Raw genomic sequence first — 14,469 nt, 5'->3', positions numbered from 1 at the left:
TTGAACCGACTTTAGACCCCTCTTTATACCTGGAGAGCTTTCAACCAGCAGCGTTTAAGGTATGATGTGATCTATAAAAGAACGATAACCGGGAACTACAAGCGAGAGATCAAACAGTGGACGCAAATCAGTCACCCCGCATTCTCATAGTTGAAGATGATGCCCGTTTGGCATCACTGACCAAAGAATACCTGGAAGGCAATGGTTTTCAGGTCAGTGTAGAAAGCGATGGCACCAAGGCTGCTGAACGCATAGATAACGAGCAGCCGGATCTAGTCATTCTGGATGTCATGCTCCCCGGTGAAGATGGCCTTAGCATCTGCCGAAAAGTCAAAATGGACAAAGATGTTCCCATCTTAATGCTGACTGCACGCACCGATGACATGGATCAGGTCCTGGGGCTGGAAATGGGTGCCGACGACTATGTCGCCAAACCCGTGCGCCCGCGCGTGCTCTTGGCCCGAATCCGGGCACTCTTACGCCGTGCCGAAACCCAGCCCAGTGGCCATCAAGAAACCAAGACATCCGACACTCCTCGCCTGGAATTTGGCAATCTGGTCATTGACAGCGCCATGCGTGAAGCCTGGCTGAAAGATGAAAGCATTGACCTGACTAGTGCCGAGTTTGATCTACTCTGGCTGCTTGCTTCCAATGCAGGACGCGTTCTAACCCGTGAAGAAATTTTTACCGCCCTAAGGGGTATTGAGTATGACGGTCAGGACCGCTCTATCGATGTGCGAGTTTCCCGCATACGCCCCAAAGTAGGCGATGACCCCATGCACCCTCGCCGCATTAAAACCGTGCGCAGCAAGGGCTATCTTTTCGTCAAGGAAGTCTAAGGCTTGCGTCTACTTAGCAAACGTCTAGACAATGTATTCCTGCGGGTCTATTTGGGTGTCTTTGCAGCCCTGATAGTCCTGCTGCTGCTCAGTTTACTCATGATCAACCTGGCCAACAAGGTACGCCTTGAAGCTCACCAGGAGCAGCTCCTCGAAGGCTTTTTCACTCTACTCAAGCAACAACCTAACCGCACAGAGCAACCCCTGGATACCTGGCTTGCCAATACCGGGCGAGAGCTGGGCCTCACCCTAGAAAGCGTTAACACTCAAGCCTCCAACCTTAGCCAACGCGAGATGCAACGTTTGGGTGAAGGACGTCCACTGGTTAGAACTGACCTGGAAGCCAACGAGCAACGGGTCTACTTTGCATTGAACTTGGCCAGTGGCGATGCAAACTTTTTGAGAGCCAGACTTCAACACCTCCACCAACAGCAAGCCAAGGCCAGCGCCCTGCTTTTGGCAGAACAGTTACAACCCATCGCCAATGCTGAAAGAAATACTGCACTAGCCAGCTGGCAGGAGGTCTTTAATTACCCTTTAGAATTGGTTGATCAACTTCCAGGAGCGGCCACTTCTTTGCTGGAACAACGTCTGACCGAAGGAGAAGCCGTCACCCTGTTTCAGGAAGCGCCCGCCAGCCTGACCAGTTATGTCGAGCTGGAACCAGGACAGTGGTTGAAACTGGGGCCTATCCCACTTTTCAACCCCTATCCCTTCTCTCTGCTGGCCAGTGTTTTATTCACCTTCTTGCTGGTACTCGGACTAACCATATGGTGGTTTTTACATGGCTTAGCCAAGCGTCTGCGCTCGCTGGAAAGGGTATCCAGCCAATTGGCCGCAGGCAATCTCAAAGCCAGGGTTACAGAACAGGAAAAGGATTTCATCGGCAAGCTGGCATCCACTTTCAACCACATGGCCGAACAGATTCAACGATTATTGCGCACCCAGCAGGAAATGATTCATGCCGTTTCTCATGAGTTGCGCACACCCGTTGCACGAATTCGTTTTGGTCTTCAGATGATTGAAGATCTCAGCGAAGAACAGCGCCCCCACCAGGAACTGGTTCGCCAGGTTCAGGGAATCGACAAGGACATTGATGAGCTGGACACCCTCATCGATGAAATCCTGACCTATGCCCGCCTCGGCCAAGAAAAGCTACAGCTACAATTTGTAGAACAGGAAGTCATCGGCCTGCTGGAAGATGTACTCTCCGGCTTTCAGCGCGTTAACCCCAATCTGCATTTGGAGCTCAAGGTTGAAAACCCGGAAAGGGTGAGCAGTGAAGCCGACCTGGAAGGGCGCTACTTTCAGCGTGCCATCCAAAACCTGGTTGGCAATGCGGTACGCTATGCAAAAACACAAATTCGCGTTACCTGCCATCTCGAAGCAGACAATCTCAGAGTTGATGTCGAAGATGATGGCCCCGGCATCCCTGAAGAGGACTGGCAGAGGGTATTCATGCCTTTCTCAAGACTGGATGACAGCCGAACCCGCAGCTCCGGTGGTTACGGTTTAGGACTGTCTATAGTGCAACGCATCATTTACTGGCACCGTGGCAGTGCACTGGTTGATCGCAGCCCCCTCCTTAGAGGCGCGCGCTTCAGCCTGATTTTCCCCAAACAGCAGACAGATAACCTGCCGCCTCTTGATCTCCCTCCACAATAATCATAGCGCACCAAAAAAGATCAGCACTCCTCGCTAAGCACTGATATTGTGCAATACTAAAGCATAATGCACCCTGATGAAGCCTGACTAAACCCTGCTCTACATAGGCTAAGCGTTTATTAACCAAGTTGGTGCGGCTTTTGCATCAGCTTTTTAAAAACCTGCTACCAGGTCCAGAAACCATCAAGCTGAGAAAAGCATGAACACGGCTCCGGAACTGCCACGCCATCTGCTAGAAAACCTGACCACTGCTGTCATGCTGCTGGAACAGAACCTGCGGTTAGTTTATATGAATCCCGCTGCTGAAATGCTGCTGGCAGCCAGTCTGACTCGCTTTCGTCAACAGCCAGTCAGCCTGTTATTTCAGGAGCCAGATTCAGGGCTGGATACCCTTAACCAGGCAGCCACGAGCGGCCATCCTTATACCAAGCGAGAAGCTTTACTTCAGCTGCATAACGGCGAGAATATTACCGTCGACTATACGATTTCGCCGATTGCCGAACTCAGTAATACTCAGTTGATCATGGAAGTTTTCCCACGTGATCGCCAACTCAGAATTTCTCGTGAAGAAGAGTTGGTGAACAAGCAGGAAACAGTACGTGCGCTGGTAAGAGGCATGGCCCATGAAATCAAAAACCCTCTGGGCGGTATTCGTGGTGCTGCGCAACTTCTTGAGCGGGCACTTCCCAATGAAGATTTAAAAGACTATACCCAGGTCATTATTGATGAGGCCGACCGCCTGCGTAATCTGGTCGACCGTATGCTGGGCCCCAACCACCTGCCCAGTATGGAAATGCTAAATATTCACGAAGTACTGGAAAGAGTCTACACCCTGGCTCAGGCTGAGTTTGGTGACCAAATCCGCCTGCTGCGTGACTATGACCCCAGCCTTCCTGAATTTCTGGGTGATAAAGAACAACTGATTCAAGCCGTACTCAATGTGGTTCGCAATTCCATGCAAGCGCTCATAGAATCAGGGCAGTCTAACGGCCGCATTACCCTGCAAAGCCGGGCCAAACGGCAATTTACTCTAGGTGCTGAGCGGCATCGCCTGGTTTGTCAGGTCAAGGTTATCGACAATGGCCCCGGCATTCCTGAAACCATGCTTGAGAATATTTTTTACCCCATGGTTAGTGGCCGTGCTGAAGGCACCGGCCTGGGATTAACCATTGCCCAAGCCGCCCTGCAAAAACACCAGGGGCTGATTGAATGCAAGAGCCGCCCTGGCCACACCGAATTTATTTTGCTGCTGCCACTGGATCCCTGCAACAGCCTTGATGAACCATCCGACACAGGAGTCACGCCATGAGCACCAACAAAGGTCATGTCTGGGTCATTGATGATGACCGGTCAATACGCTGGGTACTTGAAAAAGCCCTGGAGCAGTCCAGCGTCGAGGTGACCACCTTTGATCGTGCTGACAGTGCACTACGCCAACTGGTTCGCCAAGCCCCGGATGTACTCATCACCGATATCCGTATGCCGGGAACCGATGGTCTGGAGCTTTTGAAGCAGGTTACAGAGCTTTATCCCAATCTTCCGGTCATTATCATGACTGCCCACTCAGATCTTGAAAGCGCCGTGGCTTCCTATCAGGGCGGTGCCTTTGAATATCTGCCCAAGCCTTTTGACGTTGATGAAGCCGTTTCTTTGGTACAAAGAGCCCTGACTCATGCCGAAGAAAAAAAAGCGCAAGCAGAAGGAATCCAGCACCCTGCCAGCCAAACCCAGCAGCATACCGAAATTATTGGCGAGGCTCCGGCCATGCAGGAGGTCTTTCGGGCTATAGGGCGCCTCTCCCACTCCACTATAACTGTGCTGATTAATGGTGAATCAGGTACTGGCAAGGAGCTGGTTGCCCAAGCACTGCACCAACATAGCCCACGCAAGCAGCAGCCTTTTATTGCTTTGAATATGGCCGCCATTCCCCGAGACTTGATTGAATCTGAGCTGTTTGGTCATGAAAAGGGAGCCTTCACTGGAGCCACTGCCCAGCGCCAAGGACGTTTTGAACAGGCTAATGGCGGCACCCTTTTTCTGGATGAAATCGGTGATATGCCGGCAGAAACTCAAACCCGATTACTCAGGGTACTTGCCGATGGTGAGTTTTATCGTGTTGGCGGTCACACAGCTGTAAAAGTGGATGTACGCATCATAGCCGCCACCCACCAAGACCTTGAGAAGCTGGTTGAAGCCGGCAGCTTTCGTGAAGACCTTTTCCACCGCTTAAATGTCATTCGGGTTCACCTGCCTTCTCTTAAAGAAAGGCGTGAAGATATCCCCAGACTGGCTGAACACTTCCTTCAAGAAGCTGCTCAGGAGCTCAATACTGAAACCAAGCTGTTGAAACAGGAAACCACAGACTACATTTGTCGACTCGACTGGCCAGGTAATGTACGCCAACTACAAAATACCTGCCGCTGGTTAACCGTTATGGCATCAGGTCGTGAAATTCTGGTCGAAGACCTGCCACCAGAACTTCTCAGCAAAACCCCTAATCGCATTGCCAGCGACTGGGAAGCCTCTCTAAAGTACTGGGCAGAACAGGCCCTCATGCGCGGTGAAAGCAATCTGCTTGAAAAAGCGGTGCCTGCCTTTGAAAGCATCATGATTCATGCCGCCCTCAAGCATACGGGTGGACGCAAAAGGGATGCCGCAGAACTGCTGGGGTGGGGACGCAATACCCTAACCCGGAAATTGAAAGAGCTGGGCATCAATAGCGATCAGGATGAAGATGAAGAGTGAGTTGGTGTTATAATTAAAGGCTTCCTCACAGGAGGCCTAATGCCACATATTGCGCTCTACCAACCCGAAATTCCGCCCAACACCGGAAATCTCATCCGCCTGGCAGCCAATACCGGCTTCCGCTTGCATCTGGTTGAGCCTCTGGGTTTTGTTCTGGACGACAAACGCCTGCGCCGAGCCGGGCTGGATTACCAGGAATGGGCCAGCATCACCCTGCATAAAAGCATGGAAGACCTCTTGACCAGCGTCCAACCTGGGCGGGTTCTGGCACTGACCACCAAAGGCAGCCAGCCTTATCATCAGGTGAGCTATCAAGAAAGTGACCTGCTCCTGTTTGGGCCGGAAACACGTGGCCTGCCTGATGACATTCTTAACCCTCTGCCGGCAGAGCAAAAAATTCGCATCCCCATGCTTCCCGGCAGCCGCAGCCTCAACCTTTCCAATGCAGGTGCCCTGATCGTTTATGAGGCCTGGCGACAACTGGGTTTTCGCGGTGCCCAATTGACCCCCACAGAAAGCAACTAGGTACTTCATGCAAAAGCTTCTCGCCCGCCTTAATGACCGCCAACTCGAAGCTGTCACCCAGGTCACCAGCCCCTTGCTGGTACTTGCCGGTGCCGGTTCGGGTAAAACCAGCGTTATCACGACAAAAATTGCCTACTTGATTCGTGATAAGGGTATGTCAGCGCGTAACATCGGTGCAGTCACCTTTACCAACAAGGCGGCCCGTGAAATGCGTGAAAGGGTGGGCCGAATGCTGAGCCGTGAAGAAGCCAAAGGCCTCACGGTATCCACCTTTCACTCTCTGGGGCTGGATATCATTCGCAAGGAAGTGAAGCATCTGGGCTATAAAAGTGGTTTTTCCCTGTTTGACACCGAAGACACCCGCGCCCTGATTCGTGACCTGATGCATAAGGATGCCCAGGTTGATGCCGATATTATTAACCAGGTTTTGCACCTTATTTCCAACTGGAAAAATGACTTGATCGAGCCGGGCACCGCACTATCTCATGCGGAAGACGAGTCCCAAGCCTTGGCTGCCAAAGTCTATGAAAGCTATATCCGCCACCTGAAAGCCTACAATGCGGTTGATTTTGATGATCTGATTCGCTTACCGGTATTACTGTTTCAACAGCAACCGGAGATCCTCAGAAAGTGGCAAGAGCGCTTGCATTATCTTCTGGTCGATGAGTACCAGGACACCAACATCAGCCAGTATCGGCTGGTCAAACAACTCACCGATCTGCGCAAAACCTTTACGGTAGTGGGAGATGATGACCAGTCCATTTATGCCTGGCGGGGTGCCCGGCCAGAAAACCTCAATCAGCTCAGTGAAGATTTTGCCAACCTGAAGATCATCAAACTGGAGCAAAATTACCGTTCCACAGGCCGCATTCTAAAAGTGGCCAATCAGCTGATTGCCAACAACCCCCACCTGCATGAAAAAAGCCTCTGGAGCCAACTGGGTTTTGGTGACCCCATCAAGGTCATCGAGTGCGCCAGCGAAGATGCAGAAGCCGAACGCATTGCCGGCGAAATCATGACCCGCAAGCTCAAGGAGCGTCTTTCCTGGAAAGATTTTGCTGTTCTCTACCGGGGTAATTTCCAGTCACGTATTCTGGAAATCAAACTCCAAGCCATGCAAATTCCCTACAAAATCAGCGGCGGTACCAGCTTTTTTGCCCGCAATGAAATCAAAGACATCATGGCCTATCTGCGCCTGTTGATTAATCCTTCCGATGACAACGCCTTTTTGCGCATCATCAATATCCCGCGCCGGGAAATCGGCCCGGCCATATTGGAAAAGCTGGCCATTTATGCCAAGGACCGGGATGTCAGTCTTTTTGCTGCCTGCCATGAATTAGGACTGGAGCAATACTTAAGCGAGCGCCAGGTCGAGCGCCTGCGCCGTTTCACTCACTGGCTGGATGGCATCATTCGCCGCTGTGAAAGTGATGAAGCCATAGCCGCAATCGGTGAAATGATCCGGGACATGGATTATGAAGCCTGGCTTTATCAGAATGCCAGCTCACCCACAGTCGCTGAGAGACGCTACGCCAACATCTGGACGCTGGTGGATTCATTAGCCGAAACCCTCAAGCGTATGCAGGAAGAAAACCCTGAAGCCACAATACGGGAAGCCATTGCCCGTCTGGTACTACGTGACCTGCTCGAACAGCAAGAAGAAGAGGATGACTCCGACAAGGTACAATTGCTGACCCTGCACGCCTCCAAGGGCTTGGAGTTCCCCCAGGTATTTTTGATGGGCATGGAAGAAGAACTCCTGCCACATCGCAATGCTATAGAAGCGGACACCATCGAAGAAGAAAGACGTCTGGCCTATGTTGGCATCACTCGAGCCCAGCAGCACTTAACGCTGACTCTGGCCCGCCAACGCAAAACCTATGGGGAAATGCTCAACTGCACACCCAGTCGTTTTCTGGATGAATTGCCTGAAGAAGATTTGGATTGGAAAGGCAGCAAAGGCGAGAAAAAAGAAAGCCCTGAAGAGAAGATGCAGCGTAATAAGAGCAGGGCCAGCGCTTTGAAAGAGCTGCTCAAAAACTAGAAAGCCCCTTGATCTAAGGATCAAAGGGCTTTCAGGGCCAGCCTCAGCTAAAACTCAAATTAGCGGCTGGCATCAACCAGAAATTCTACAGCATCACGAATTTCTTCATCCGAGTAGTTGCTACCACCCCGTGGAGGCATAGCACCCAGACCATTAATGGTGCTTGCCGTTAAATCATCCAGGGATTTGTTCAAGCGGTCACCCCAAGCAGCTGTATCGCCTTTACGCGGTGCACCCGCAGCGCCAGTATCATGGCAGGCCGCACACACACTAGCGTAAACTTCTTCACCTGACATCGCTGGGCCAGCAGCGACTTCAGCGGCAGCAGCACCGCATTCCATACCTTCCAGGCACAGTTCTCCAGAAGGCTTCAAACGCTCAGCAATTTCTTCGGGCGTACCAAAACGGGCTTGTGCTTGCATGGCAACCATAAGACCAAGACCCAAGACGGCCGCTGCTGTCAAAATACGGGTAACCTGAATTCTCTGTTTCACTCTCACCACCTCTAGATAGTCGGTTTCAGGCCAACCGGATAGGGCTTGCAAGCCTTTGCCGAGCACAGCCTGTGAATTTTTACTTTATAGCTAAAAATTGGGTAACCAAATTATACCCAAGAAAGCCCAATAGCGTAACCATTAACACTAATACCTTAGACAGGCTGTAACTTTTTTATCGCAAAGATAGCTTCGCTCAGTCAGTGGCCGCTGCGAATTTGACCAGGTGTTTTGCCGAGGTGGCGCTGACAGGCATGAGCCAGAGAGCTTTGACTGGCAAAACCCGCTTCTTCAGCAATGGCAGACATAGGCAAGCGGGTTTCTCGGAGTAGATCACTGGCCCGTTCAAGGCGAGCTTGAACAATATACTGGCCTGGTGTCATGCCTGTTACTCCGCGGAAGAGTTCGTGAAAATGCCCCGGGCTGACACAGGCAGCTTCTGCCAGGCGGGCAACGGGCAAGGGCTCAGCCAGGTGCTGCTGAATATAGACTTCCAACTGCACCATATCCAGACGACTGGGTGCTTGTGGCAAGGTCGGTGACTGTTCAAACAGGCGCTGGTAAAGGCTCCCCAAAAACACCTTGGACATACCCTCAACCGCATCAGCAGATTGACGCCAAAGTTGCTGCTCTCTATCCAAAAAACCCAGCAACATGCGCAAACTGGGGTCAGCGGTAAAATAACGGGGCCGGTCAAACAAGCGCTGCAACTCTTGCTGGGTACTGGGTAAGGGAAAATCCATCACCACATGACGATTGCGGCCCAAGCCTTCATAGAAATGCACCTCACCTGCAGGCACGAGACAGCCGTGCATTGCATCAACTCGCCCCCCGTAACCAGCAATTTCAAACTCGGCACTTCCCGACAGGGCAATGACCAATTGATGGTAAGGGTGGTGGTGATGCAAACAGCGTGTGGGCAAAGGAAAACTTCGTATTCGCGAATGCATGCTGATTACCTGACTCGGTTGCTTATCTGAGTTTGGAACAAAACCTTCTGAGTTTCAATCAAGACAAATTCCCGCTGGCCTACCAAACTGATTGGCAAGGTCAAAAATAAATAGCGGAGTTCTATCCATGTCCATTAAACATCCCCTTCATCATCAGAATGTCAGCGAGCATTTAAGCGCTGAACAGCTGTTGAAACCTGATTTGGAAACTCAGGATCTGCCCAAACTGCTGGACACTTTAAGTCAGCACTATATGGTTGATGAAGACACCTTCATGGAAGAACTAGTCAAAATGCTCAACCATCAGCCTGAAGACTTCACACGTCTGGCCAAAGAAACAGCCGACCTGGTCCGTGAGGTGCGTAGTCAGGGTGATGCCATTGACAGCATTGACATGCTCCTTCAGCAATATAGCCTGGATACCCAAGAAGGGGTACTGCTGATGTGCTTAGCAGAAGCCTTGTTGCGCATCCCGGACTCTCGTACTGCTGAAGATCTAATTCGTGACAAGCTCTCTATTGCTGACTGGAAGCGTCATCTGGGACAAAGTGAGTCCCTGCTGGTCAATGCCTCGACTTGGGGGCTAATGCTAACGGGACGCGTCGTCAGTGTCGATCCAAGAGACGACAAACCCGTACCTGTTCTTAACCGTCTGGTTAGCCGCCTTGGTGAGCCTTTGGTCCGCCAAGTGATGGCGCAGTCTATGAAGCTCATGGGGCACCAGTTTGTCTTGGGACGCACGCTTCCTGAAGCCTTGAAAAATGGCAAACCTCTGTTCAAAAAAGGCTATACCTATTCTTTCGATATGCTGGGTGAAGCGGCACGCACCATGAAAGATGCCCAGCGTTACTTTGATGCCTACCTGGATGCCATAGAACGGGTTGGCCAGGCCGATGAAAAAACCACTGCAGGTGCGCCTGCACCCTCGGTTTCCATCAAACTCTCCGCCCTTCACCCCCGCTATGAGCGAGGCAAGCGTGAACAAATTCTGGACGAACTCAGCGGCATTCTAAGCAAACTGGTTGAGCGCGCTAGAGAGTTGGATGTTGCCTTGACGCTGGATGCCGAAGAAGCAGATCGTCTGGAGCTCTCTTTGGAAGTATTTGAAAAGGTCTATCGTAAAGAAGGAAAAGGCTGGGGTAAATTTGGCCTGGTGGTTCAAGCCTACTCCAAACGCGCCTTACCTGCGCTGCACTGGCTGACCCGACTGGCAGCAGAGCAGGGGGATGAAATTCCGGTACGTCTGGTCAAAGGAGCCTACTGGGATACAGAAATCAAACTGGCCCAGGTTGAAGGGCTTGGTGGCTATCCAGTCTTTACTCGTAAAGCTAATACCGATGTCGCCTACCTTTCTTGTGCCCGCTTCTTGCTTTCTGATGCTACCCAAGGCCGAATTTTCCCCCAATTTGCGACCCATAATGCCCACACCCTGACTTGCCTGCTGGATATGGCCGGAGACAGAGCTATAGAGTTCCAGCGCCTGCATGGTATGGGTGAAGCTCTTTATAATCAGGCTTTAAAGCGCGCACCCAAGGGCACCTACTGCCGTATTTATGCACCAGTCGGTGCTCACAAAGACCTACTGCCTTACTTGGTTCGTCGTCTCTTGGAAAATGGCGCCAACTCGTCTTTTGTACATCAACTGGTTGATGAGCGAGTTCCTGTAGAGGGTCTCTGCCGCCACCCTCTTGAACTCCTGGCCAACAAAAAATCTTACCGCAACCCAAGGATTCCGCTTCCCCTGGATATCTATGGTGCTAACCGTAAAAACTCCAAAGGTGTCAATTTAATGATCAACAGCCAACTCGAACCCCTGCTTGAATCCATCCATGCTTGGGATAATCACCAGTGGAAAGGTCAGCCGCTACTTGGTACGTCACTGGCAGCCGACCCCCAGCTGAAGCAGGCTATCGTCAGCCCCTTTGATAAAAATCAGCAGGTCGGTGAAATTCAATGGACCTCCCCCGAACAGGCCAAAGCGGCCCTTGATGTTGCTCACCAGGCTTTCCCTGATTGGAATGCGGTCCCTGTCGCTGAACGCGCTGCCTTGCTGCGTAAAATTGGTGACACCCTTGAAGATCATCTGGCTGAACTCATGGCTCTTTGCGCACGGGAAGCCGGTAAGCAACTGGCTGATGGTGTGGCTGAAATTCGTGAAGCCGTCGATTTTTGCCGTTATTATGCCAATCAGGCCGAAAAACTCTTCGGTGAGACCACAGTTTTGCCAGGGCCTACCGGGGAGTCCAATGAACTTTATTTAACCGGCAAAGGGGTTTTTGTTGCTATTAGCCCCTGGAACTTCCCGGTGGCCATCTTCCTCGGCCAGGTGTTGGCAGCAGCTGTTTCCGGCAACACGGTTCTGGCCAAACCAGCTGAACAGACCTCTTTGGTTGCCTGTCGCTGTATGGAACTGATTTATGAGGCTGGCATGCCCCGTGATGTCATTCAGCTTTTACCTGGTCTGGGCAAGGATATTGGCCCAGTTCTTACCGCTGATCCGCGCGTTACCGGTGTCGCCTTCACCGGGTCTACAGAAACAGCCCAGGTCATCAATCGTAGCTTGGCTGCTCGTGAAAATGCCCCCCTGGCGGCACTGGTAGCCGAGACGGGTGGCCAAAATGCGATGATTGTTGACTCCACGGCCTTGCCTGAACAGGTCGTTGCCGATGTAGTAGAATCTTCTTTCACCAGTGCCGGGCAAAGGTGTTCTGCCTTAAGAGTGCTATTCTTGCAGGAAGATATTGCTGATAGAGTTCTTGAAATTCTTTCCGGTGCGATGCAGGCGCTGCAGCTGGGAGATCCTCGCGACCCAGCAACTGATGTAGGCCCGGTGATCGATGCCACTGCGCGTAAGAACCTAGAAGCCCATGTAGAAAAATTCCGTCAGCAAGGACGTATTCTTGCTGAAACCCAGGTTCCCAAAGCTCTTCAGGAACAGGGCGAGTTTGTCGCCCCTGTCACCATCAAGCTCGAAAGCCTGGATGAACTGGAACGTGAACAATTTGGCCCGATCCTGCATGTCATTCGCTACAAGTCGACTGAACTCGACAGCGTGATCGACAGCATCAATCGTAGTGGCTACGGGCTAACCTTTGGTATTCAAAGCCGCAATGAAAGCTTTGCGGCCTATATCGACAGCAAGATGCGTGTCGGCAATGTCTACGTCAATCGCAACATGATCGGTGCGGTTGTCGGTGTCCAGCCCTTTGGCGGTATGGGGCTGTCAGGTACGGGGCCCAAGGCAGGTGGTCCTCACTACCTGCTGCGCTTTGCAAGTGAGCGTACTCGAACCATTAATACCGCTGCGATAGGTGGCAATGCCAGTCTGCTAGCTCAATCCGATGAAGAGGATGAAGCTAGCGACAAAAGTTAATAACTAAGCAACACAACAACAAGCCAATAAAAGGTGAGCTTATGATTGAAAGCAATGCTGCGGTCGGCTGGACCTTCATCGCATATATCGCGGTGATCTTAGGTATCGGCTGGATCGCTTACCAACGCACTCAAAACCTTTCCGACTATATTCTGGGTGGCCGTGGCTTAGGCCCCTGGAGTTCGGCTCTTTCCGCCGGGGCATCCGATATGTCCGGCTGGTTGTTACTTGGTCTTCCCGGCGCAGCTTTTGCAGCAGGCTTAAGTGCCAGTTGGATAGCGATCGGCCTTTTGGTCGGCACTTGGCTAAACTGGCTGTTTATGGCTCCACGCCTGCGTGTATATAGCTTCAAAGCCAGTGACTCCCTGACGCTGCCCGAGTTTTTAGAGCAGCGCTTCCGTGACAAGACCAATATGCTGAGGGTGGTTTCAGCACTCTTTATTCTCCTTTTCTTCCTCTTTTACACTTCTTCAGGCCTGGTTGCTGGCGGCAAACTCTTTGAAACTGTTTTTGGCGTCAACTATCAGCTTGCCGTACTCCTAGGCACCCTGGCAGTGGTTTCCTATACCATGTTTGGCGGCTTCCTTGCCGTTTCCTGGACCGACCTTTTGCAGGGTCTGATGATGGCTGCCGCTTTGGCTATTGTCCCTCTGTGGGCTATGGGTGAATTGGGCGGGGTCAATGCTACCTTCTCCAGTATTAGCGACCTCAATCCTAATTTGCTGACTTGGTTCAGTGATGAAACAGGTACAGCCCTGACCTTTATTGGTATTGTCAGCTCCGTTGCCTGGGGCCTGGGTTACTTTGGCCAACCACATATTTTGGCCCGTTTTGCAGCCATTAAATCGGCAGGCCACATTCCTGCGGCTCGTCGTATTGCCGTATCCTGGACAGCACTGACCCTTTTCAGCGCCATGCTGATCGGTTTGGTCGGCACTGTTTATATTGGTGAAGGCTTGGGTGATGGCGAAACTGTCTTTATGGTTATGGTCAATGCCCTCTTCCACCCAGTGATTGCCGGTATTCTGCTAGCAGCGATTCTGGCTGCTGTCATGTCGACGGCTGACTCCCAGCTACTGGTCTCTTCTTCAGCGCTTACCGAAGATTTTTACAAGTCCATTTTCCGTAAGGATGCCACCCAGGAAGAACTAGTACGTATCGGCCGCATTGCAGTTATCGTAATTGCTCTGGCCGCTATGCTACTGGCTTTCAATGAAGACAGCACTGTACTGGACTTAGTGTCCTATGCCTGGGCTGGCTTTGGTGCCACCTTCGGCCCCGTACTGTTGCTTTCCTTATTCTGGAGACGGTCAACCGCTCTAGGCGCCATGGCAGGTATTGTCATTGGTGACGTAACGGTTGTTGTTTGGGCCAACCTAACCGGTGGCATCTTCGATCTCTACGAAATTGTTCCTGGCTTCATTTTGGCGGGCATTGCAATGATCGTCTTGAGCCTGGTCAGCCCTGAGCCAGAACAGGAAATTCTTGATGAGTTTGATGCCGTTCAGGAAGAAGTACGCGGCTAACGTTTTGTAACAATCAAGTCCGGCCAGGGAAGGCCGGAAATTACTTAAACAAAAACCAAAAAAGCTTTAAAAGACCCTTAAAAGAAATACAAGCCAACTACCATATACATGCTATTTATTTTAAATTATTTAAATTTAAAATAAGCTAAAACACAGTGTTCATGCCCCCTAAAGCCAAGATTCCTTTCTGTTATCTAATAAAAAACACATAATTTGAAAGGAAACTGTGACCAAGTTCTGAACCCTCATGTTTACCAACAGTTTTGTCTTGCTTGGCTGTAAAGGCGGGTGCTAACATAAAAAGACAA

10 protein-coding genes are annotated in these 14,469 nt (G+C 51.3%); 8 read left to right on the top strand and 2 right to left on the bottom strand.

Annotation, left to right across the window (positions count from 1 at the left end; genetic code table 11):
• Positions 1-116: 116 nt before the first annotated feature.
• The 6 genes from BM185_RS14060 (at position 117) to rep (ending at position 7,818) form a co-directional block, all read left to right on the top strand.
• Entirely contained in the window at positions 117-839 is a 723-nt protein-coding gene (locus BM185_RS14060; RefSeq protein WP_091965069.1) for a response regulator, read from the top strand.
• Between the two features lie 3 nt (positions 840-842).
• On the top strand, positions 843-2,504 hold the full coding sequence (locus BM185_RS14055) for an ATP-binding protein (RefSeq protein ID WP_091965067.1): 1,662 nt from the start codon (positions 843-845) through the stop codon (positions 2,502-2,504).
• Between the two features lie 199 nt (positions 2,505-2,703).
• On the top strand, positions 2,704-3,813 hold the full coding sequence (gene glnL, locus BM185_RS14050) for a nitrogen regulation protein NR(II) (RefSeq protein ID WP_091965065.1): 1,110 nt from the start codon (positions 2,704-2,706) through the stop codon (positions 3,811-3,813).
• Positions 3,810-5,249, top strand: a complete 1,440-nt coding sequence (gene ntrC / locus BM185_RS14045; protein WP_091965063.1) for a nitrogen regulation protein NR(I) — start codon at positions 3,810-3,812, stop codon at positions 5,247-5,249. Before glnL ends, ntrC begins: the two co-directional genes overlap by 4 nt.
• Before the next feature lie 39 nt (positions 5,250-5,288).
• On the top strand, positions 5,289-5,774 hold the full coding sequence (gene trmL, locus BM185_RS14040) for a tRNA (uridine(34)/cytosine(34)/5-carboxymethylaminomethyluridine(34)-2'-O)-methyltransferase TrmL (protein WP_091965061.1): 486 nt from the start codon (positions 5,289-5,291) through the stop codon (positions 5,772-5,774).
• Between the two features lie 7 nt (positions 5,775-5,781).
• Positions 5,782-7,818: a DNA helicase Rep gene (gene rep, locus BM185_RS14035; protein ID WP_091965059.1), complete on the top strand. Its 2,037-nt coding sequence runs from the start codon at positions 5,782-5,784 to the stop codon at positions 7,816-7,818.
• 59 nt (positions 7,819-7,877) lie between these two features.
• On the opposite strand, the gene BM185_RS14030 is transcribed toward rep, so the two are convergent.
• Together BM185_RS14030 and BM185_RS14025 are read right to left on the bottom strand one after the other, a co-directional pair.
• The gene (locus BM185_RS14030) at positions 7,878-8,312 is read right to left on the bottom strand and encodes a c-type cytochrome (RefSeq protein WP_245751775.1); all 435 of its coding nucleotides are present in this window, start codon (positions 8,310-8,312) and stop codon (positions 7,878-7,880) included.
• Positions 8,313-8,512: 200 nt separating this feature from the next.
• The gene (locus BM185_RS14025; protein WP_091965057.1) at positions 8,513-9,262 is read right to left on the bottom strand and encodes an AraC family transcriptional regulator; all 750 of its coding nucleotides are present in this window, start codon (positions 9,260-9,262) and stop codon (positions 8,513-8,515) included.
• Positions 9,263-9,389: 127 nt separating this feature from the next.
• On the opposite strand from BM185_RS14025, the gene putA reads away from it, so the two are divergent.
• Positions 9,390-12,635, top strand: coding sequence for a bifunctional proline dehydrogenase/L-glutamate gamma-semialdehyde dehydrogenase PutA (gene putA, locus BM185_RS14020; protein WP_091965055.1), 3,246 nt, complete (start codon positions 9,390-9,392; stop codon positions 12,633-12,635).
• A gap of 41 nt (positions 12,636-12,676) precedes the next feature.
• Positions 12,677-14,161 (top strand): sodium/proline symporter PutP, encoded by a 1,485-nt coding sequence (putP, locus tag BM185_RS14015; RefSeq protein ID WP_091965051.1) that lies wholly within the window; start codon positions 12,677-12,679, stop codon positions 14,159-14,161.
• Positions 14,162-14,469: the final 308 nt, after the last annotated feature.

It is taken from the genome of Marinospirillum celere, from assembly GCF_900112235.1.
GTDB lineage: Bacteria > Pseudomonadota > Gammaproteobacteria > Pseudomonadales > Halomonadaceae > Marinospirillum > Marinospirillum celere.
Note: the sequence above shows the minus strand (reverse complement) of the source record. Positions and strands in the feature narration are given on the sequence as shown.